The 19446-nt window shown below is 67.8% G+C and carries 17 protein-coding genes; 13 read left to right on the top strand and 4 right to left on the bottom strand.

Features of this window, described 5'->3' with window-relative positions:
* Positions 1-6: 6 nt before the first annotated feature.
* From J1C47_RS14300 to J1C47_RS14330, 7 genes are all read left to right on the top strand, one after another.
* Entirely contained in the window at positions 7-2076 is a 2070-nt protein-coding gene (locus J1C47_RS14300) for an ABC transporter permease (RefSeq protein ID WP_207351491.1), read from the top strand.
* Position 2077: 1 nt separating this feature from the next.
* Complete coding sequence (locus tag J1C47_RS14305; protein ID WP_207351448.1) at positions 2078-2872, top strand: SDR family oxidoreductase; 795 nt, start codon at positions 2078-2080, stop codon at positions 2870-2872.
* Positions 2872-3831, top strand: a complete 960-nt coding sequence (locus tag J1C47_RS14310; RefSeq protein ID WP_207351449.1) for a 3-hydroxyacyl-CoA dehydrogenase — start codon at positions 2872-2874, stop codon at positions 3829-3831. The genes J1C47_RS14305 and J1C47_RS14310 overlap by 1 nt, the downstream gene beginning before the upstream one ends.
* Before the next feature lie 15 nt (positions 3832-3846).
* Complete coding sequence (gene kce, locus J1C47_RS14315; protein WP_207351450.1) at positions 3847-4779, top strand: 3,5-dioxohexanoate:acetyl-CoA acetone transferase; 933 nt, start codon at positions 3847-3849, stop codon at positions 4777-4779.
* 16 nt (positions 4780-4795) lie between these two features.
* Positions 4796-5668 carry an SMP-30/gluconolactonase/LRE family protein gene (locus J1C47_RS14320; RefSeq protein ID WP_245396564.1) on the top strand — a complete coding sequence of 291 codons (873 nt, stop codon included), beginning with the start codon at positions 4796-4798 and terminating at the stop codon, positions 5666-5668.
* Between the two features lie 10 nt (positions 5669-5678).
* Positions 5679-6557 carry an SMP-30/gluconolactonase/LRE family protein gene (locus J1C47_RS14325; RefSeq protein WP_207351451.1) on the top strand — a complete coding sequence of 293 codons (879 nt, stop codon included), beginning with the start codon at positions 5679-5681 and terminating at the stop codon, positions 6555-6557.
* A 173-nt stretch (positions 6558-6730) separates the two neighbouring features.
* The gene (locus tag J1C47_RS14330) at positions 6731-7762 is read left to right on the top strand and encodes a 3'-5' exonuclease (protein WP_207351452.1); all 1032 of its coding nucleotides are present in this window, start codon (positions 6731-6733) and stop codon (positions 7760-7762) included.
* Positions 7763-7949: 187 nt separating this feature from the next.
* Here the strand turns inward: J1C47_RS14330 and J1C47_RS14335 are convergent, their stop codons facing one another.
* Both J1C47_RS14335 and J1C47_RS14340 read right to left on the bottom strand, forming a co-directional pair.
* Positions 7950-8906, bottom strand: coding sequence for a formylglycine-generating enzyme family protein (locus J1C47_RS14335; protein WP_207351453.1), 957 nt, complete (start codon positions 8904-8906; stop codon positions 7950-7952).
* Positions 8907-9048: 142 nt separating this feature from the next.
* A complete protein-coding gene (locus tag J1C47_RS14340; protein WP_207351454.1) occupies positions 9049-10035 on the bottom strand; it encodes a LysR family transcriptional regulator in 987 nt (328 codons plus the stop codon).
* A gap of 39 nt (positions 10036-10074) precedes the next feature.
* On the opposite strand from J1C47_RS14340, the gene J1C47_RS14345 reads away from it, so the two are divergent.
* The 5 genes from J1C47_RS14345 to J1C47_RS14365 all read left to right on the top strand — a co-directional run bounded on the left by J1C47_RS14345 (position 10075) and on the right by J1C47_RS14365 (position 15742).
* Positions 10075-10959 carry a carbohydrate ABC transporter permease gene (locus J1C47_RS14345; protein ID WP_207351455.1) on the top strand — a complete coding sequence of 295 codons (885 nt, stop codon included), beginning with the start codon at positions 10075-10077 and terminating at the stop codon, positions 10957-10959.
* Positions 10956-11777 carry a carbohydrate ABC transporter permease gene (locus J1C47_RS14350; RefSeq protein ID WP_207351456.1) on the top strand — a complete coding sequence of 274 codons (822 nt, stop codon included), beginning with the start codon at positions 10956-10958 and terminating at the stop codon, positions 11775-11777. Before J1C47_RS14345 ends, J1C47_RS14350 begins: the two co-directional genes overlap by 4 nt.
* A 28-nt stretch (positions 11778-11805) precedes the next feature.
* Entirely contained in the window at positions 11806-13116 is a 1311-nt protein-coding gene (locus J1C47_RS14355; RefSeq protein WP_207351457.1) for an ABC transporter substrate-binding protein, read from the top strand.
* Between the two features lie 106 nt (positions 13117-13222).
* Complete coding sequence (locus tag J1C47_RS14360; RefSeq protein ID WP_207351458.1) at positions 13223-14710, top strand: sulfatase family protein; 1488 nt, start codon at positions 13223-13225, stop codon at positions 14708-14710.
* Between the two features lie 33 nt (positions 14711-14743).
* Complete coding sequence (locus J1C47_RS14365) at positions 14744-15742, top strand: ABC transporter ATP-binding protein (RefSeq protein WP_207351459.1); 999 nt, start codon at positions 14744-14746, stop codon at positions 15740-15742.
* A gap of 142 nt (positions 15743-15884) precedes the next feature.
* Here J1C47_RS14365 and J1C47_RS14370 read toward each other — a convergent pair whose 3' ends face one another.
* Positions 15885-17192, bottom strand: a complete 1308-nt coding sequence (locus J1C47_RS14370) for a glutamine amidotransferase-related protein (protein WP_207351460.1) — start codon at positions 17190-17192, stop codon at positions 15885-15887.
* On the opposite strand from J1C47_RS14370, the gene J1C47_RS14375 reads away from it, so the two are divergent.
* A complete protein-coding gene (locus J1C47_RS14375) occupies positions 17184-18404 on the top strand; it encodes a pyridoxal phosphate-dependent aminotransferase (protein WP_207351461.1) in 1221 nt (406 codons plus the stop codon). The two genes, J1C47_RS14370 and J1C47_RS14375, sit on opposite strands and share 9 nt — an antisense overlap.
* 80 nt (positions 18405-18484) lie before the next feature.
* Here the strand turns inward: J1C47_RS14375 and J1C47_RS14380 are convergent, their stop codons facing one another.
* Positions 18485-19411, bottom strand: coding sequence for a dihydrodipicolinate synthase family protein (locus J1C47_RS14380; RefSeq protein ID WP_245396565.1), 927 nt, complete (start codon positions 19409-19411; stop codon positions 18485-18487).
* Positions 19412-19446 lie beyond the last annotated feature (35 nt).

Consider the following 19446-nt stretch of genomic DNA (forward strand, 5'->3'; position numbering starts at 1 on the left):
GAGGCGATGCGGCGTCCCGGGTCCCCCTGGACCGGGGGCTTCCGGCACAAGGCGGCGCGCAGCCGCGCGACGCTGGTGGCGATCGCCGTCTTCGTCCTGTTGTTCCTCGTCACCGACTGGATCAGCCCCGGTCCGATGACCTATTTCGACGTCTCCTTCCTCGCCAGCGGCGGCACGACGCTGGCGCTGGCGGCGATCGGCCAGACGCTGGTCATCCTTTCCGGCGGGTTCGATCTCTCGGCCGGGGCGGTGATCTCGCTGGTCAACGCCGTCCTCGCCGCCAATATGAGCATGACCGACATGGAAGCCTCGGTCGCCGAATGGACGGCGGTCGGCATCGGCGTCGGCATGCTGGTCGGGGCGTTCAACGGCTTCTTCGTCGCCTTCCTCAGGCTGCAGCCGATCGTCGTCACCCTGTCGACGATGTTCATCGTCGAAGGCGGCACGCTGCTGGTGCTGGAGCAGCCGGGCGGCTTCGTCGCGCCGACCCTCGGCTCGTTCTACATGGGCGATGCCGTGCCGAACCTTCTGCCGGCGCCGATCCTGCTCCTCGGCGTCGTCCTCCTCGCCTGGGCGTGGCTGAAGCGCACCCGCTACGGCCTGGCGCTCTACGCCGTCGGCAGCGACCCCGCCTCGGCCGCCGCCGTCGGCATTTCGGTGCCCTGGGTGCGCTTTGCCACCTACGTCCTCGCCGGCGGCCTCTACGGCCTCGCCGGGGTGTTCATCAGCGCGCAGACCGGCTCCGGCGACCCGCTGGTCGGCAACTCGCTGCTGCTCTCGGTCTTCGCCGCTGTGGTGATCGGCGGAACGCGCCTCGGCGGCGGCAAGGGCGGGCCTGTCGGCAGCGTCTTCGGCGCCTACACGCTGATGATCGTCGTCAACATCCTCCTCGCCCTCAACGTCTCGGCCTATTTCTCGAGCATCGCCGAAGGCGCCGTCCTGCTCCTCGCCGTCCTGTTCGCCTCGTTCTCGAAGACCTCCGTCCTCGCCGACCAGATCCGCCACGGCCTCGCGGCGGCGCGGGCGCGCAGTGCCGGGCTTCTGGTCGCGCAACGGCCGAAGGCGGATCGCCGGCTCGCCTTCGCGGCGCGCCGCGGCGCCGCGTCTGCCGGCGGCGTCGAGCTCCCCGGCCTCTTCAGGCGCAACGCCGAGACGATCCGCTATGCCGCCCCCGCCTATGTCGCGCTTTGCCTGGTGCTGATCGCGACGCAGTTCGTGCTCGGCAACGTCCTCGTCAATTTCGGCTACTGGAACGCGCTCTTCGTCCTCTCGACCTTTCTGGCGATCCTGGCGCTCGGCCAGGGCGCGGTGATCCTCACCGGCGGCCTCGACCTGTCGCTGCCCTGGACCATCGCGCTGTCGGGGATCCTGCTCGCCGGCATGGTCCGGGGCTCCGATCCGGCGCTCCTCTACGCCCTGCCGATCGTCCTCGCCGTCGCGGCGGCGATCGGCCTCCTCAACGGCATCGGCGTCGTCATGCTGGGCCTCTCGCCGATCGTGGTGACGCTCGCCATGAACGGCATCCTGCAGGGCGCCGCGCTGCTCTATTCCAACGGCACGCCGTCGGGCTTCGCCTCGCCGGCGCTGCGCTGGTTCATGACCGGGCACGTCGCCGGGGTGACGCCGGTGATCCCGTTCCTCGCCGCCTTCGTGATCGGCGCGACGGTGCTTCTCGGCCGCACCAGCTTCGGCCGGCGGGTCTACGCCATCGGCAACAGCCTCGAGGCGGCGCGGCTGTCGGGCGTGCGCACCGGCCGGGTGATCATCGCGGTCTACGTCCTGTCGGCGCTTTCGGCGGCGCTGGTCGGCATTCTCCTCACCGGCTTTTCCGGCCAGGCGAGCCTCGGCATGGGCGACGACTACCTGCTGCCCTCGATCGCCGTGGTGGTCGTCGGCGGCGCGCTGATCACCGGCGGCCGCGGCCATTATCTCGGCATGTTCGGCGGCGCGCTGCTGCTCACCGCGCTGCAGACCCTGCTCGCCGGCACCACCCTCCCCTATGCCTTCCGGGCCATCCTCTTCGGCTGCGTCGTGCTCGCCGCGGTCGTCGCCCTTCGTGAACGCAGGACCTCGTGACATGTCTGATACGACGCCCAACATCCTTTCCGGCCTCGCCGGCCAGCGCGTCGCGCTGACGGCGGGCGGCGCCGGGATCGGCTTCGCCATCGCCACCCTCCTCCACGCGCTGGGCTGCCGCCTGGCGATCTGCGACGTCGCCGAAGAGGCGCTGGAATCGGCCCGCCAAGCCCTGCCGGGCTCCATCGCGGTGAAGGCGGACGTCGCCGACGAGGGCTCGGTCGAAGGCTTCTTCGCGGCGGCGATCGACGGTCTCGGCGGGCTCGACGCGCTGATCAACAATGCCGGCATCGCCGGACCCACCGGCGGCGTCGAGGAGATTTCCGTCGCCGACTGGCGCCGCTGCCTCGACATCGGCCTGACCGGCCAGTTCCTCTGCACCCGCCTCGCCGTACCGCATCTGAAAGCGGCCGGCGGCGGCGCCATCGTCAACATGTCCTCCTCGGCTGGGCGCCACGGCTATGCCTACCGCACGCCCTACGCCTCGGCGAAGTTCGGGGTGATCGGCTTCACCCAGAGCCTCGCCAAGGAACTCGGCCCCTCGAACATCCGGGTCAACGCGATCCTGCCCGGCATCGTCTCCGGCCCGCGCATGGAGGGCGTCATCCGCGACCGTGCAGCGCAGCTGGGCGTCTCCTACGGCGAGATGGAGACGCGCTATCTGGAGAAGGTCTCGCTGCGCCGGATGGTGACGCCGCAGGACGTCGCGGCGATGGTGGCGTTTCTCCTGTCCGATGCCGGCCGCAACCTCTCCGGCCAGTCGCTCGGCGTCGACGGCAACGTGGAGACGCTGTGATGACCCCCTCCGAGACGACCGTCGCGATCGTCGGCTCCGGCCTCATCGGCCGGGCCTGGGCGATCACCTTCGCCCGCGCCGGCTGCCGCGTGAAGCTCTCCGATCCGGACCCTGCCGTTCCCGAAAAGGCCGTCGGCTTCGTCGCCTCGGTGGTCGACGACCTTGCGGCGAACGGCCTTTTGCGCGGCTCGACGCCGGCCGAGACGCTGTCGCGCATCGGCTGCCATGCAGCGCTCGAGGATGCGCTGGACGGTGCGCATTGGGTGCAGGAATGCGGGCCCGAGGCGATCGCGGTGAAGCGCGAGACCTTCGCGCGGCTCGACGCCGCCGCCGGCCCGGAAACAATCCTCGCAAGCTCCAGCTCGGCGCTGCTCCCGTCGGCGATCTCCGAGGGGCTGCCCGGCCGTTCGCGCTGCCTCGTCGCCCATCCGATCAACCCGCCCTACCTCGTGCCGGCGGTCGAGCTCGTGCCGGCGCCCTGGACCGCGCCCTGGGTGATCGAGAAGGCCGAGACGCTGATGCACGCCGTCGGCCAGGCACCGCTGATCATGGCCCGCGAGATCGACGGTTTCATCATGAACCGCCTCCAGGGCGCACTCCTGGAGGAGGCCTTCCGGCTGGTTGCCGGCGGCTACGCCTCGCCGGAAGACGTCGATCGCGGGATCGCCGACGGCCTCGCCCTGCGCTGGTCGTTCATGGGGCCGTTCGAGACGATCGACCTCAACGCGCCGGGCGGCGTCGCCGACTACGTCGCCCGCTATCAGGGTCTTTATCGCGGCCTGTTCGAGGGCATGAAGGAGCGGGTCGACTGGGCCGGCCCGGTGCTTAAGACCGTGCTCGCCTCGCGCCGCGAGAAGCTTTCCGAGGAACGGCTGGCCGAACGCCAACTCTGGCGGGACAAGCGCCTGATGGCGCTCTCCGCCCACAAGCAACGCGCCGACGACGACATCGGCCGCTGAAACGGGACAGATTCCATGAGCACTGAGGGCAAAGTCATCATCACCTGCGCGGTGACCGGCGCGATCCACACGCCGACCATGTCGCCGCATCTGCCGATCACCCCGGACGAGATCACCGAAGCCGCGATCGGCGCCGCCGAGGCGGGGGCCGCCATCCTGCATCTGCATGCGCGCGACCCCGAAACCGGCAAGCCGGACCAGACGCCCGAAGCCTTCGCCCGCTTCCTGCCGCGCATCAAGCAGGGCACGAATGCCGCGATCAACATCACCACCGGCGGCAGCCCCTACATGAAGGTCGAGGAGCGGGTCCGCCCGGCCGCAGAGTTCAAGCCCGAGGTCGCCTCGCTCAACATGGGCTCGATCAATTTCGGCCTCTACCACCTCGTCCAGAAATACGAGAGCTTCAAGTTCGACTGGGAAAGGCCGCATCTCGAAGCCACGAAGGACCTCGTCTTCCGCAACTCCTTCAAGGACATCGAGTACATCCTTCAGACCTGCTACGACAACGGCACGCGCTTCGAGTTCGAGTGCTACGACATCGCCCATCTCTACAATCTGGCGCATTTCGCCGATCGCGGTCTCGTCAAGGCGCCGTTCTTCGTCCAGTCGGTCTTCGGCCTTCTCGGCGGCATCGGCACCCATCCCGAGGACGTCCAGCACATGAAGCGCACGGCCGACCGGCTGTTCGGCTCGGACTTCCGCTGGTCGGTGCTCGGCGCCGGCGCGAGCCAGCTGAGGATCGCCGCCCAGGCCGCGGCGCTCGGCGGCAACGTTCGCGTCGGGCTCGAAGACAGCCTGTGGGCCGGCAAGGGCAGGCTCGCCACCTCCAACGCCGAACAGGTGACGATGGTGCGCAAGATCATCGAGGGCCTCGGCCTCGCCGTCGCCACCCCCGACGAGGCGCGGCAGATCCTGTCCTTGAAGGGCGGCGACCAGGTCGGCTTCTGACGCGGAGACACGGCCGATGCTGCGGATCGAACTTCTCACCGACCAGCGCGACAGTCTCGGCGAGGGCCCGCTCTGGGACGTCGCCGAACAGCGGCTCTACTGGATCGATTCCTATGCGCCGGCGGTCTATTCCTGCGACGCCTCGGGCGGCGAGCGCCGGAGCTGGCGGGTGCCGGAGCCGATCGGCTCGCTGGCGCTGCGGGAGAAGGGCGGCGCGATCGTCGCCCTGCGCTCCGGCTTCTTTACCCTCGACTTCGACACCGGCGCCGTCGCGCGGCTTGCGGAAACCCAGCCCGGCGCGCTCCGGCCGCGCCTCAACGACGGCAAGGTCGACCGGCAGGGCCGCTTCCTCGCCGGCTCGATGGACTTCGAGGAGCGCGACCCGGTCGGCGCCCTGTTCCGGCTCGATCCCGACATGTCGGTCCACCGGCTCGACGACGGCATCGTCTGTTCCAACGGGCCCTGCTTCAGCCCAGACGGGCGGATCCTCTATTTTGCCGACACCGGCCGGCGGGTGATCTACGCCTACGACTACGACACCGCGACGGGCGACGTGCTGTCGCGGCGGGTCTTCGCGAGCTTCGAGACGATGCGCGGCCTGCCGGACGGCGCGACGGTCGACGCGGAGGGTTTCGTCTGGAGCGTCGAGGTCTATGCGGGGCGCCTCGTGCGCTTCGACCCTAACGGCGTCGTCGAGCGCATCGTCAACCTGCCGGTGGAATCGGCGACCAGCCTGACCTTCGGCGGCCCCGATCTCGACATCGCCTACGTCACCTCCATGGCCCGGCCCTTCCAGGGCAACTACCACCGCCACCGCGAGGCCGGCGGGCTCTTCGCGGTTCACGGCCTCGGCGTGCGCGGGCTGCCGGAACCCCGCTTTCTCGGATAGGAGTGTTGTGATGCGCATCGACGTGCTTCTCGACGTCAAGACGACGCTGGGCGAGGGCCCGCTCTGGGACGTCGGCCAGGAGCGGCTCTACTTCATCGACAGCTTCGACGGCCGGGTGTTCCGCACCACCGCCGACGGCGGCGAACTGCGGGCCTGGGACGTCCCGGAAAAGATCGGCTCGATGGCGCTCAGGAAGGACGGCGAGGGCGCGATCGTCTCGCTCCAGAACGGCTTCCACGCGCTCGACTTCAAGACCGGCGACGTCGACCTGATCCACGACCCCGAGCCGGATCGCCCCGCAAACCGCATCAACGACGGCAAGGTCGACCGGAAGGGCCGCTTCTTCGCCGGGTCGATGGACACGATGGAGGAAGGGCCCTTCGGCGCCCTCTACCGGCTGGATCCGGACTTCACGGTCACCAAGGTCGACAGCGGCATCATCTGCTCGAACGGCCCCTGCTTCAGCCCGGACGACAGGACCTTCTATTTCGCCGACACCTGGACCGGCGAGATCTGGGCCTACGACTTCGACGTTTCGACCGGCGCGATCGCCAACCGTCGCACCTTCACACGGGTCGACACGGCCGGCGGCGGCGCCGCCGACGGTTCGACGGTCGACAGCGAAGGATGCCTGTGGAACGCCCTCGTCTATGCCGGCAAGCTCGTGCGCTACACCCCCGACGGCGCGGTCGACCGGGTGATCGACATGCCGGTGAAGAAGGTCACCAGCGTGATGTTCGGCGGCCCGAAGCTCGACATCCTCTACGTGACGTCGATGGCGAAGCCGCCGCTGCCGCGCTTTCCGGGCGACGGGGTGATGCGCGGCAGCCTCTTCGCCATCCACGGCCTCGGCATCACCGGCGTTCCGGAACCCCGCTTCGGCGCCTGACTGTCCCTGCGAAAGGCGGCCGCAGGCCTCCCGGCACGGGCCACCCGGCGGAAAGCCACCGGAGGAAACGCAGCGGGTCCGACGAAAAAGCCGGGGATAGTGCGGCCGGCCTCGCCCCTTCTGTACCCGTGGCGCCTCGCGCCGCGGCGGCCCCTGCGCTAGGCTCGCCGGCGATGCAGTCCGCCCCGACCCGACAATTCGATCTCTTCACCGCCCCGGCGCCGCAGAAGGGCGGCGGGGAGCCGGCCCGCCCGAAGCCCGCCGCGCGGCCCCGGCTCGAGGCTGTGCCGCAACCGGCTGCCGCGCCTTCCTCGGATCTTTCCTCCGACCTCGAAGCCATGGCCCGCCGGATCGAGGCGAGCGGCGACTATCGCGTGCTGCGCCGGCTGCGCCCGCGCCCGGTCGTCGCGGGCTGGTCCCCCGCCGCCCGGCGCGACGGCGAACGCATCGGCGTCATCCTCGACACCGAGACCACCGGCCTCGATGCCGCCGCCGACGAGATCATCGAACTCGGCATGGTGATGTTCACCCATGACGAGAAGGGCATCCGCGACGTCGTCGGCGTCTACAGCGAACTGCGCCAGCCGCGGCAGCCGATCCGCCCGGAGATCACCAGGATCACCGGCATCACCGACGACATGGTCGCCGGCAGGACGATCGATCCCGAAGCGGTCGCCGCCTTCGTCGCACCGGCCGACCTCGTCATCGCCCACAACGCCCGCTTCGACCGCCCGTTCTGCGAGGCCTTCGCGCCGGGCTTCGCCGACAAGGCCTGGGCCTGCTCGGTGGCGGAGGTCGACTGGGCCGGGCTCGGCTTCGAGGGGTCGAAGCTCGCCTATCTCGTCGGCCAGTGCGGCTTCTTCCACAACGGCCACCGGGCCGTCGACGACTGCCACGCGCTGCTCGAAGTCCTCGCTCACGGCGAGGCGGCGGGCAACGACGGCTTTTCCCGCCTCGTCCGCTCGGCCGCGGCGAGGCGCTGCCGGCTCTATGCCGTCGGCAGCCCGTTCGAGCGCAAGGACCTCCTCAAGGCGCGCGGCTATCGCTGGAACGACGGCAGCGACGGCCGGCCGAAGAGCTGGTGGATCGACGTCGACGAGGAGCGCCACGACGCCGAATGCGCATTTCTGGCGGAAGCGGTCTACGGGCGGAAACCCGGCGTGGTGGAGCACTGGCTGACGGCAAAGGACCGCTACAAGGCATGACGGCCCGGCGCCCCAAGGGGCGCCTGCCGGCGAGTCCGCCGATGGCCGGCCTGCGGCCGAGTTCCGGCCAACCTCCGGCCGAGCTCCGGCTCGACGGCACCAACCGTGGGGATCGGCTGCTGCAGCGGGCGATCGGATGAGAAAGCCGTTTCGCCTATGCTGCAGAGATGGCGCCCGACGGGCCTTTTCACGCGTCGTAAAACACCCGAAATCCGGTATGGCTCGCGGCGCTGTCGGGCGCCGTGCCCGACCGCGCGGCAATGCGGTAGCGATAGCAGTAGCTGCGATGGCAGAGAAAGCTGCCGCCCTTGGTCACCCTCTCCCCCGCCTCGCGCGCCTTTGCGTTGCGCGACTTGGCGGCTTTGCTGAGTGAGCGGATCCGGAAAGGGTCAGCCGTCCACTCCCAGACGTTTCCGGCCATGTCGTGAAGCCCGGCCCCGTTGGCCGGGAAGCTGCCCACCGGAGACGTTCCGAACCATCCGTCGAGACGGCTGTTTTCGTCCGGAAACCGGCCCTGCCAGATGTTCGCCGGGGTGAAATCCCTATCGTCCGGCTCCCGGTCTCCCCAGGGAAAGCGCGGGTCGCCCTCAAGTCCGCCGCGGGCGGCATGCTCCCACTCCGCCTCGCTCGGCAGGCGCCCGCCGGCCCAGACGGCGAAGGCCTGCGCGTCGGCGAGCGAGACATGGACGACCGGGTGGCCAGCCCGTTCGGCGACGTCGCTTTCCGCCCCTTCCGGCGCGTGCCAGCAGGCGCCGTCGCGCGCCGTCCACCAGGGCGCGGGTCCGGGAGACGCGATCCGTTCCGCCTCGGGCAGGAGCCCGGAAAAGACCGGCCCCCATCCGAAGCGCTCGGATTCGGTCACATAGCCCGTGGCCGCGACGAAGGCGGCGAATCTCGCATTGGTGACCGGCACGGCGTCGACGAGAAAGGGTTGCAGTCGCACCTTCCGCACGATCCCCTCGCCGTCGGCGACGATCTCCGGCCGAAAGGTGCCCACGTGGCTCGGCCCCCCTTCGAAGCGCACGCGTTCGCAGGGCGTGGCGTCGGCAATCGCGGCCGAGCGTGTCGCCGGTCCCGCGGCGCGGCCGGGCGCCGCGTTGCCCGGTTTCGAACCGGCTCTCGTCCGATCGCCGCAGCAGGTCATCGGGTCTTGGCTCCTCTCACGCCGGGATCCGGCGGTTCTCCGATACGAGATCCGCTCGATCAGAGCGGGGCTCGTCTCAAGCCCGCGCGGCGAATGAGCGTCGTTGTTTCCGGCGTCGCGACGTGATCTGCCGGAAACCGTATCAGTCCGGTCCGGCTTCGTGCTCCGTGAGGCCAGGCACGCAGAAATCCCGATACAGCCGCCGGCAGGCCGTCCGGCAATAGCCGATGAACAGGCGTGCCGGGGCCGGCAGGATCGCCTCCCTCAGCGTATGCAGACCGGACAGATGCTGCGCCGACAAGGGATCCGGGCCGAGGCTGACGACCTCGTGCCGGGCGAAGAGATCGCGGGAGATCGCGGAGGTCGAGATGAGAAACTCGGTCTGGCGGACGACTTCCAGCGTGCTCACCATCGTGTTCGTGCTCATCGCATAGGTGCGGCCGGTGACCTGCCACTGCCCGGGATCGTGATCGAACTCGAACTTGTGCTTGATCCATGAGAACTGCCGCAGATCCTCGGCGGTCAGCGAGCCCGACCGCATCCTGAGGGGATGATCGGCGGCGCAATAGACCGAATAGCCCGCCTGCAGGATCGGCTCGAACACGATCCGCCCCAGCCGCTCGTGGCGGGGCAGCGTGATCCCGCAGGAGACGTCGTAGTCGCCGGCGGCGAGCCCCGCCATGCGCGCTTCGCTGCCGATGACGTCGAGCCGCAGGCGGATCTCGGGATGCTTCCCGAGGAAGCCTTCGACGATCTGGGGCAGCACCGCATTTCCCCACGAGTCGCCGGCGCAGATGCTGAGCGAATGCTGGCCCCCCATCCCCTCGTAGTCGATGCGCTCCTCCGCGTCCCGCAGAAGGCGCAATGCGCGGCTTGCATGATCGTAGAGAATGCGCCCCGCCTCGGTCAACTGCATACCGCCCGCTCCGCGCCTGAACAGATTCGTCCCGTACCGGTATTCGAGCTGGGCGATCGTCCGCGACAGCGTGGGTTGCGACATGTTCAGCGTTTCAGCAGCCCGCGACATGTTGCCGAGATCGGCGACGGCGAGGAAGCGCGCAAACTCCTCCATGCGAACCCTCCCATAGAAAATACGAATAATATATCCGTTTTCGGCATTGGACGCCATGCGCGTCCGGCGTCATCTTCCGCATGGGAGGAATTCGACATGCATTCAAGCCGCCTCAGGGGCTACGGCTTATACATTCTGCCGACCTTCTTGGTGCTGGCGACGATCACCATCGTGCCGCTGTTCGTCACCTTCACGGTCAGCCTGTTCCTCATCGACGTGACGTCCGGCCTGCCGCCGGTCTGGCAGGGCTTCTACAACTACGTCTCGCTGCTGTCCGACAGCCGCTTCCTGAATTCGCTCGTGGTGACGGCCGAGCTGATCTTCATTCCCGTCGCGCTGCAGCTGCTGTTCGGTCTGGCGCTCGCGATCTGTCTGCGGGAAAGGCTCGCCGGCACGCGCTGGATGCGCATTCTCTTCCTGCTTCCGGCGGTCATTCCGCCGGCCGTCAGCGGTCTCGTCTGGAAGCTCTTCGTGATCCCGGGCGCCGGCGGGCTCGCCTGGCTTTCGGGCCTTCTCGGCATCGATCTCGACATCGACCTCTTGAGCATGCCGGCCACCGCACTCGCCACCGTCGTCGTCGCCTCGACCTGGGTCGGCACGCCCTTCGTCGCCCTGATCCTCCTGTCGGGCATCGAAACGATCGGCAAGGACCAATATGAATCCGCAACGCTCGACGGCGCCACGTGGTGGCAGACCCACCGCTACATCTCGATCCCGACGCTCGCGCCGATCATCCGGACGGTCGTGGTGTTCCGCATTCTCGAGGCGCTGGCGATCTTTCCGATCATCTTCGTCCTGACCGGCGGCGGCCCGGCGGGCGCGACGGAGCCGGTGAACTTCTATGCCTATGTCACCGGCTTCGACTATCTGCAGATCGACTACGCCGCCTCGATGATCGTCCTGTTCTTCCTGGCGATGATGGCATTCTGCTCGCCCTTCCTGGTTCAGATCGCGCGTTCGGCCGAGGGAGGCGCACGATGATCCTGTCGCGTCGGGAAAAATTCGTCTGCTATGCCGTCACCTATCTGTTCGCGCTGTTTCTGCTCGCGCCGATCGTCTGGATGCTGTCGACCTCGTTCAAGGGCCAGCTCGCGATCTTTCAGAAGCCGCCCAGCCTGTTCACCGAGTTCACGTTCCAGAACTACGCGGCCGTTCTGAGCGACCCGCAGTTCCTCCACGCGTTCTGGAACTCGGTGCTGATCTCCTCGGGAACGGTGGTCGTCTCGGTCGCTCTCGCCGTGCCGGCGGCCTACGGGCTGTCCCATCTGACCGGAGGCCGGCGCGCGGGCTTCCTGTCGTGGGTGCTGCTGGTGCGGGCCGCGCCCGGAATGATCTACGTCCTTCCGTATTATCTCGCCTACAGCCAGATCGGGCTGATCGACACGCGGATCGGGCTGATCCTCATCAATTCGGTCTTCACGATTCCGCTGGCGATCTGGATCGTCATTCCCTTCTTCGATGCGATCCCGCACGAGATCGAGGAGGCGGCGATCATCGACGGCGCCACGAGGTTCCAGACGATGACGCGGATCGCCATCCCCCTGGCGGCGCCCGGCATCGCCTCCACGGCCATCCTCATCTTCATCTTCGCCTGGAACGAATTCCTCTTCGCCCTGACCCTGACCCGCTTCGAGGCGCGCACCGCCGCCGTCTCGATCCTCAGCTACATGGCCTATGAGGGCACGGAATGGGGCAAGGTCGCCGCCGCCGGCGCGCTGATCCTGCTGCCCGTGCTCTGCTTCTCGATCCTCATCCGCAAATACCTGGTGCAGACCACGGCCGGCGGCGTGAAGGGATGAATTCACAACCAGAATGGGAGGAAAAAGAATGAAACGAACGATCGCATCCCTGGCGCTGGCGGCGAGCCTGCTCGCATCCGCGAGCGCCGTGGCGCAGGACAAGCCCTATGAGGGCGTCACGCTCCGCGTTCTCGGCACCCAGCAGCCCTGGGAGACCGAGCTTCAGAAGCGCGCGGACCAGTTCACCGAAGCGACCGGCGCGAAGGTCGTCTTCGACCTCTATTCCCTGACCCAGGGCATCCAGAAGGTGACGGTCGAACTCTCGTCCCGTTCGCCGGCCTACGATCTCGTCTTCGTCGAGGCGAGCGACGTGGTGCGTTTCGGCGGCGGCGGGTTGCTCGAACCCCTGGACGATGCGATCGCCGCCGATCCCGACGTCGATCTCGCGGACTTCCTGCCGGCCACGATCGATGCGAACCGGATCGACGGAAAACTCTACGCGCTTCCGCATTTCGCGGCGACGCAGATGCTCTACTGGCGGCCGGATCTGTTTCAGGCCGCCGGCATCGACGGCCCGCCGAAGACCTTCTCGGAAATGATGGACGACTGCGCCAAGCTGCAGACGCCGGAGATGAAGTGCACGGCGATGCGCGGCAAGCCGTCGACGTCCGAGAACATCTGGTACTGGACACAGTTCCTGCTCGGTTTCGGCGGCAGCTTCGTCAAGGACTATCCGGACGATCTGACCCCCACGCTCGATTCTCCCGAAGCGGTCGAGGCGGCGAAGTTCTACGCCAAGCTGTTGACCGACTACGGCATCCCCGGCTCCGTCTCGGCGAGCTACGACGAGGTGGTCATCGCCATGCAGCAGGGCGACATCGCCATGGCGATCGAAGGCGCGCCGCTGGCGGGCCGCATTCTCGATCCGAAACTGTCGAAGGTCTCCGGCAAGCTGGGCTTCGCCGTGCCGCCGGGCGGCCCGGCCGGCACCTTCGCGCCCTTCACCTCCCAGGCCTACGCGGTCAACGCGGCGTCGAAGAACAAGCAAGCGGCCGAGGCCTTCCTGATCTGGGCGACCAGCAAGAAGACCATGCAGGACATCGCCGCCAACAGTTCCTTCGTCGCCGTGACGCGCAATTCGGTCTGGAACGATCCCGCCTTCATCAAGGCCCATGGCTACGATTTCGGCCATGGCAGTTTCACCGACGCCTATCGCGACACGCTGGCGACCGCCGACCCGCACTATCGCCTGCCGATCGCCGAGTTCCGGCCGGCCGCCGACCGGGTCGGCGCCGCCCTGCAGGAGATCGTCACCGGGCAGCGCAGCGCGGAGGACGCGCTTGCGGCGGCAAATTCCGACGTCGAGCGCATCTTCAGGCGCGCCCGGCTCCTGCGCTGACCATCATGTGAGCGCCCGGCCCGCGATCGCGGGCCGGGCGCAGCGAAGCCACCGCTCAAATCTCCCCGCTCCCAGAGCGGCGCGGGGATACGGGAAAGCCATGTCCATGACGAAGCCGAACATCCTCTGGATCTGCACCGACCAGCAGCGCTGGGACACCATTTCGGGGCTGGGGTTCGAGGGGGCGCGCACCCCGCATATCGACAGCCTGATTAAGACGGGCGTGGCCTTCCGCCGGGCCTACACCCAGAGCCCGATCTGCACGCCCAGCCGGGCGAGCTTCCTGACCGGCATGCATCCCGTCGCCCATCACGTCCAGCGAAACGGCTGCGACCATTTTCCCGAGCATCTGGAGCTCGTTCCGAAGGTCTTCCAAAAGGCCGGATGGCGCACCGGCCTGATCGGCAAGCTGCATCTCGCGGCGACCCAGCGCCGGATCGAGAAGCGCGGCGACGACGGCTATGACGAATTCTACTGGAGCAAGCACCCCTACCCCGAAAAGGACGTGAGCGAGGCGGTGCGCACCGCCCACGACTATCAGAACTGGCTGGTGGAAAAGGGCGTCGACGTGGACGAGGCCTTCGCCTTCGCCAGCGAGGCGCTCGCCGACGGCATGCCGACCGAACATCACCAGACCACCTGGGCGAGGGAGCGCGCCGAGCGCTTCATCGAGACCCATCGCGACCGGCCGTGGTTCCTGTCGGTCAACCTGTTCGATCCGCATCCGCCCTTCGATCCGCCGGCCGAATACATGGCGAAGTTCGATCCGAAGGAGATGTCGCTGCCGATCTTCCGGGAGAGCGACATGGCACGTTTCGAACGGTTCCGCGGTGTCGACCAGCAGTCCACCACGCCGGTCGACCCGCGCGTCTTGCCGCCCGAAGGCAAGGCGATGACGGTTCCCGAGGGTCGCGAGAGCCACGACACGCCGCCCGACAGCTATGACGCGAGGCGGATCAAGGCCGCCTATTACGCCATGATCGCGCTCATCGACGACATGGTCGGCAGCCTGCTCGACACGTTGCGGCGGACCGGCCAGGAGCGGGACACGCTGATCCTCTTCATGTCCGATCACGGCGAGATGCTCGGCGATCACGGCCTTCTCTACAAGGGATGCCGCTTCTACGACGGGCTGGTCCGCGTGCCGATGATCGCCTCCTGGCCGGGGCACACCCGACCCGGCATTTCGAACGCGCTCGTCGAACTCGTCGACATTCCCGCGACCCTCTGCGAGGCGGCCGGGCTCGCGCCGATGGAGCAGGACCAGGGCCGTTCCCTCTTCAAGATCCTCACCGGGAACGCCCCGCTCGACGAGCACAGATCCCATGTGATCTCGGAGTTCTGGGATGCGATCAGCTTTCCCGGCAGCAGGGGGAGCCGGGGCAGCATGTATTTCGACGGGCGCTACAAGCTCTGCCTCTACCACGATGCCGGCGAAGGCGAGCTCTTCGACACCGAGACGGACCCGGGCGAATTCGACGACCTCTGGCCCGTGGAAAGTCGGAAGGATCTGCGCCTCAGGCTGACCGAAGAGAGCTTCGCCGCCTTCATGATGGCGTCCGGCATCGGCCCGAAGCGCGTCGCCGACTTCTGAGCCCGGCACACTCGCTTTGAAGGAGACAGGCAGATGGCCGAAGTGAGTCTGGCCGACACGCGCAAGGTCTTTGGCACGCATACGGTGATCCCGGAACTCTCGCTGAGCGTTCCGGACGGGTCGTTCACGGTCCTCGTCGGACCCTCCGGCTGCGGAAAGTCGACCCTCTTGCGCATGATCGCCGGTCTGGAGACAACGTCCGGCGGACGCATCGAGATCGGCGGCCGCGACGTGACCGCGGTGACCCCCTCACAGCGCGGCATCGCGATGGTGTTCCAGAGCTATGCGCTCTATCCGCACATGAGCGTGCGCGACAACATCAGTTTCGGCCTGCGCCTCGCCAGGCGGCCGGCGGCAGAGATCGACGGGAAGGTGCGCCGCGCCGCCGAAATCCTGCAGCTCGAGCCCTATCTCGACCGCAAGCCCGCCGCGCTGTCCGGCGGCCAGAGGCAGCGCGTCGCGATCGGCCGGGCGATCGTGCGCGATCCGGGCGTCTTCCTGTTCGACGAACCCCTGTCCAATCTCGACGCGGCCCTCAGGGGACAGATGCGCATCGAGCTGCTCGACCTGCATCGCCGGCTCGGCTCGACGATGATCTACGTCACCCACGATCAGGTCGAGGCGATGACCATGGCGGACAAGATCGTGGTGATGAATGCGGGAAGGATCGAGCAGGCGGGCAGCCCGCTCGACGTTTTCGACCGCCCCCAGTCGCCCTTCGTCGCGGGTTTCATCGGCTCGCCGCGGATCAACTTCTTCAAGGGCGGGATCGCCGAGAGCCGAGGCGGCGACATGGTCGCCGTTCGGCCCGAACATCTCCGCATCGTCGAAACGGGCGGCCGCTGGCGCGGACGCATCCGGCTTCTGGAACAGCTCGGCACCGATACGCTCGTCCATGTGACGCTGACGGACGGGGACGAAATCGTCATCCGCGCGCCCCGGATGGGCCCGGAGCTTCAGGATGCGCAGGTCGCGATCGACTGCGACGACCGGCATTTCCACGTCTTTTGCGACGGACAGCGTGTCGACTGAGAGGCCGCATGCCCTGATACGAGATCCGCTCGATCAGAGCGGGGCTCCTATCAAGCCCGCGCGGCGAATGAGCGTCGTCGTTTCCGGCATCACGACGTGATCTGCCGGAAACCGTCTGAGAGGCTGCACGCATCCCTCGGCTTCAGGATCGTTGCCGGGCCGCTTCCAGGAACGCGCGGAACACCGGATGCGGCGCCGCTTCCGGCGCGCCGAGCTCCGGATGGCCTTGCAGGCCCAGAAAGAACGGATGCTCCGGCCATTCCACGGCATCGGCGATCCGGCCGCCGTGACTCTCGCCGCAGACCACCAGCCCCGCGCGCTCGAGCCGCGGGCGCAGACCCGGCGACAGGCGGTAGCGATGGTTGCAGCGGATCGTCATCGTGGCTGCGGCCATCAGGCGGGCGAGCTGCGTTCCCGGCCGGAGCCTGACCTCGCCATCGCCGGTTCTGTGAACGGGCAAGGGCGGCATGTCCGCCTCCCCTGCCTCGGCCATGGGAACGAAGCTCTTGTCGGGGGTATCGGCATCGGCTTCCGCCAGCGCGACGCCGACGACGCCCGCAACCGCTTCGGCAAAGGCGGTCGCCATCGTCTGCATGCCGAGGCAGAGGCCGAGAACCGGGACACGGCGGCGTATCGCGAACGAAGCCGCCGCCATCTGGCCGGGCACGTTGGCCATGTCGGACCCGCCCGGCAGCAGAATGCCGTCGGCCTCCCCGATTTCGGACGATCCCTCTTCGACGAGATCCAATGGATCGACGAAGCGGATGTCGACGGCAATGCCGGTCTGTGAGGCGGCGTCGGCAAGCGACGTCAGCGCCGCCGGATAGACCCTGCAATGGTCGTGCTTTCGGCCGAGGAGGGCAATCCTAAGCGGCGGGCCCGGCAGAGCCGTCCGGCCGCCGACCGGTTCTGCCGCCGCATCATGGCAATCGATCCGTCGCCACGCCACCCCGGCCCGATCCGCCGACCGGACCAGATCATCGACGTCCTGTCCGAAGCGCGGGTGGACGGGCACGACGACCTCCGTCTTCCGCGCTGATGCAAGGATCGCCTCGATGGAAGCCGTCGCCTGGACGGCGCCGGCAAGGATGCGCTCGACGAAGAACAGCCCGCTCGGTCCGAGCCCGCCGCCGGCAAAGACGTACTGGGCGGCGTCGGCATCCCTTGCCAGATCGAAGGTCGCACCGCCGTGCATGAAACACGCGCCGAGCCGCCGAGCGATCCGGGCGGCCGCGACGCCGAATTGAGCGGGACTGTCGGTGGAATCGACGACGAGGACGAGCGACATCGGATGATCGGACGAAAGAGGCGGATCGGAACAAATCGAGGGTCGACGATAGACGACATTCGATCGCAATGCCGCATTTTTAGAGCGGTCCCATATTGATCGAAGTGTGTCAATCAATACAATACCGCCGTCATTCCAGAAAAGGCCGCGTCCATGACTCAATCCCGTTTAGCCCCCCGCATGCGCTCGGTCGGCATTTCGCCGACGGCCGAGATCTCCAACAAGGTGCGGGCGGCGCAGGCAGCGGGCTTCACGGTGACCAATCTGGGCGAGGGCGAACTGGACTTCGCCACCCCGGAGCCCATCGCCGACGCCGGGATCCGGGCGATTCGCGCGGGTGACACGAAATACACCGCCGTATCCGGCACGGCGGCGCTCAAGGCCGCCATCGCCGCGAAGTTCGAGCGCGAGAACGGGCTCTCCTACAAGGCGGACGAGATCATCGCCGGGACGGGCGCCAAGCAGCTCCTCTTCAATGCCTTTCTGGCGACCCTCGCAGAGGGGGACGAGGTGATCGTCCCGGCGCCCTACTGGGTGTCCTATCCCGACATGGTGCGGCTTGCCGGCGGGGTGCCGGTCATTGTCGGCACCCGCCGCTCCGAGCGCTGGATCCTGACGGCGCAGGCGCTCGAAGCCGCCATCACCCCGCAAACGCGCTGGGTGGTCCTGAATTCGCCGAACAATCCGACGGGCAGCGTCTATTCTCCGGCCGAGATGGCGGCGCTCACGGAGGTGCTGGAACGCCATCCCCAGGTCATGGTGATGGCGGACGACATCTACGAGCACGTCCGCTATGGCGGCGCGTTCGCGACGCCAGCCGCCGTCGCCCCCGCCCTCGGCGGGCGCACGCTGACCGTCAACGGACTGTCGAAGGGATATTCGATGACCGGCTGGCGCATCGGCTATGCCGGGGGTCCCTCCTGGCTGATTTCCGCCATGGACGTGCTCCAGTCGCAAAGCACGTCGAACCCGTCGTCGATCAGCCAGGCGGCGGCCGTCGCCGCGCTGTCGGGAGGGCTCGGCTTCATGGAAGGCTGGCTGCAGACGCTCGAGCAGCGTCGCGAGATCGTCATGAGGATGATCGATGGCGTCGACGGGCTGGAGGCGGACACGCCGGACGGTGCCTTCTACGTCTTCGCCGAATGCACGGGGCTGATCGGAAGCCTGGCGCCCGACGGGCGCATCCTCCGGTCCGATCTCGATGTCGCGACCTTCCTTCTGGAAGAGGCGCGGGTGGCGCTGGTCCACGGCTCGGCATTCGGCATGCCCGGCCATCTGCGGATCGCCTATGCGGTGGAGACAAAGACGCTGCAGGATGCCTGCCGGCGGATCGCCGCCGCCGTCGCCAGGCTGCAGATCCGCAAGGCGGCCTGAGCCGCCCTCGCCCATAGGGGCGTCGCAATTGCAAAAAGGTCCGGCGTGACGATCCGCCGGACCTTCCTCCGTCACGTCGGTCAGGCTGCCAAAGCGAGTTTTGCGGCGGGTTCCCCTGCCAGCGTCTGCAGCACCTTTGCGATCTCGGTCTTCTCCGCGAGCGAAACGTCGCGCAGCGGCGGGCGGACATGGCCGCCATCGAAGCCGCGAAGGTTCATCGCCGCCTTGGTGGTCTGAGGCTGGCCGAATGCGCGCGCCAGCGCCCGGAATTCGTACCAGAGGCGATGGAGATCGCGGGCGCCCGCCGCGTCGCCGCGCTCCAGCGCCCGATAGGAATCGAGGATCAGCTCAGGCAGGGCGCAGCTGTTGGTCGAGGAAATTCCATCGAAACCGGCCATCATCGGCCCAAGGAAGGCGAGGTCCGAGGCGCAGAAGAGCTTGAGCTTGCCCGACAGACGGTTGGCGATCCTGTCGATGGCGGTGACGTTGAGATCGCCCTGTTTGACCGCGACGGCGCCCGGAATGTCGGACAGACGTTCCAACAGCGCCGGCGACAGCGTGATGCCGATCCCCGGCGCGTTGTAGACGAGGAACCCGGTCTTCGACTTCGGCGCGATCTCCTCGAAGAAGGCGGCAATCTGGTCGTCGGTGACCTCCGAAACATAGGGCGCGGTCACCATGGGGATGCCGCCGATTTCACCGGCGAGCGTCGTCAGTTCGCTGACGAGGCGCGCGTCCGACCCGGCCGTGCACAGCATCACCGGCACGCGGTCGCCGACGACGTCCATGACATGGCGGAAAAGACCGGCACGCTCCTCCCCGGTCATGGCGGGGAACTCGCCATAGGTGCCGCCGATCAGAAGCCCGTCGTAGCCGAGGCCGATCATGCGCTCGACGGTGCGCGCGATGCCGGCCTTGTCGACGGCGCCGTCCTCGGCGAAGGGCGTCACGGTGATGTTGAAGATGCCCTTCAAGCGGGCGCGGCTTTCCTCGATGTCTTTCATCATTGGTCTTTCTTGTCGTTCTGGTTGGCGGGAAAAGC

Origin of the sequence: Jiella sonneratiae (assembly GCF_017353515.1) — a bacterium.
GTDB lineage: Bacteria > Pseudomonadota > Alphaproteobacteria > Rhizobiales > Rhizobiaceae > Jiella > Jiella sonneratiae.

What these genes read in the sequence shown, in the direction of transcription:
- J1C47_RS14300 (WP_207351491.1), top strand. Translation starts at nt 7, where the DNA reads ATGCGGCGTCCCGGGTCCCCCTGGACCGGGGGCTTCCGGCACAAGGCG.
- J1C47_RS14305 (WP_207351448.1), top strand. Translation starts at nt 2,078, where the DNA reads ATGTCTGATACGACGCCCAACATCCTTTCCGGCCTCGCCGGCCAGCGC.
- J1C47_RS14310 (WP_207351449.1), top strand. Translation starts at nt 2,872, where the DNA reads ATGACCCCCTCCGAGACGACCGTCGCGATCGTCGGCTCCGGCCTCATC.
- kce (WP_207351450.1), top strand. Translation starts at nt 3,847, where the DNA reads ATGAGCACTGAGGGCAAAGTCATCATCACCTGCGCGGTGACCGGCGCG.
- J1C47_RS14320 (WP_245396564.1), top strand. Translation starts at nt 4,796, where the DNA reads ATGCTGCGGATCGAACTTCTCACCGACCAGCGCGACAGTCTCGGCGAG.
- J1C47_RS14325 (WP_207351451.1), top strand. Translation starts at nt 5,679, where the DNA reads ATGCGCATCGACGTGCTTCTCGACGTCAAGACGACGCTGGGCGAGGGC.
- J1C47_RS14330 (WP_207351452.1), top strand. Translation starts at nt 6,731, where the DNA reads ATGCAGTCCGCCCCGACCCGACAATTCGATCTCTTCACCGCCCCGGCG.
- J1C47_RS14335 (WP_207351453.1), bottom strand. Translation starts at nt 8,906, where the DNA reads ATGACCTGCTGCGGCGATCGGACGAGAGCCGGTTCGAAACCGGGCAAC.
- J1C47_RS14340 (WP_207351454.1), bottom strand. Translation starts at nt 10,035, where the DNA reads ATGGCGTCCAATGCCGAAAACGGATATATTATTCGTATTTTCTATGGG.
- J1C47_RS14345 (WP_207351455.1), top strand. Translation starts at nt 10,075, where the DNA reads ATGCATTCAAGCCGCCTCAGGGGCTACGGCTTATACATTCTGCCGACC.
- J1C47_RS14350 (WP_207351456.1), top strand. Translation starts at nt 10,956, where the DNA reads ATGATCCTGTCGCGTCGGGAAAAATTCGTCTGCTATGCCGTCACCTAT.
- J1C47_RS14355 (WP_207351457.1), top strand. Translation starts at nt 11,806, where the DNA reads ATGAAACGAACGATCGCATCCCTGGCGCTGGCGGCGAGCCTGCTCGCA.
- J1C47_RS14360 (WP_207351458.1), top strand. Translation starts at nt 13,223, where the DNA reads ATGACGAAGCCGAACATCCTCTGGATCTGCACCGACCAGCAGCGCTGG.
- J1C47_RS14365 (WP_207351459.1), top strand. Translation starts at nt 14,744, where the DNA reads ATGGCCGAAGTGAGTCTGGCCGACACGCGCAAGGTCTTTGGCACGCAT.
- J1C47_RS14375 (WP_207351461.1), top strand. Translation starts at nt 17,184, where the DNA reads ATGACTCAATCCCGTTTAGCCCCCCGCATGCGCTCGGTCGGCATTTCG.
- J1C47_RS14380 (WP_245396565.1), bottom strand. Translation starts at nt 19,411, where the DNA reads ATGATGAAAGACATCGAGGAAAGCCGCGCCCGCTTGAAGGGCATCTTC.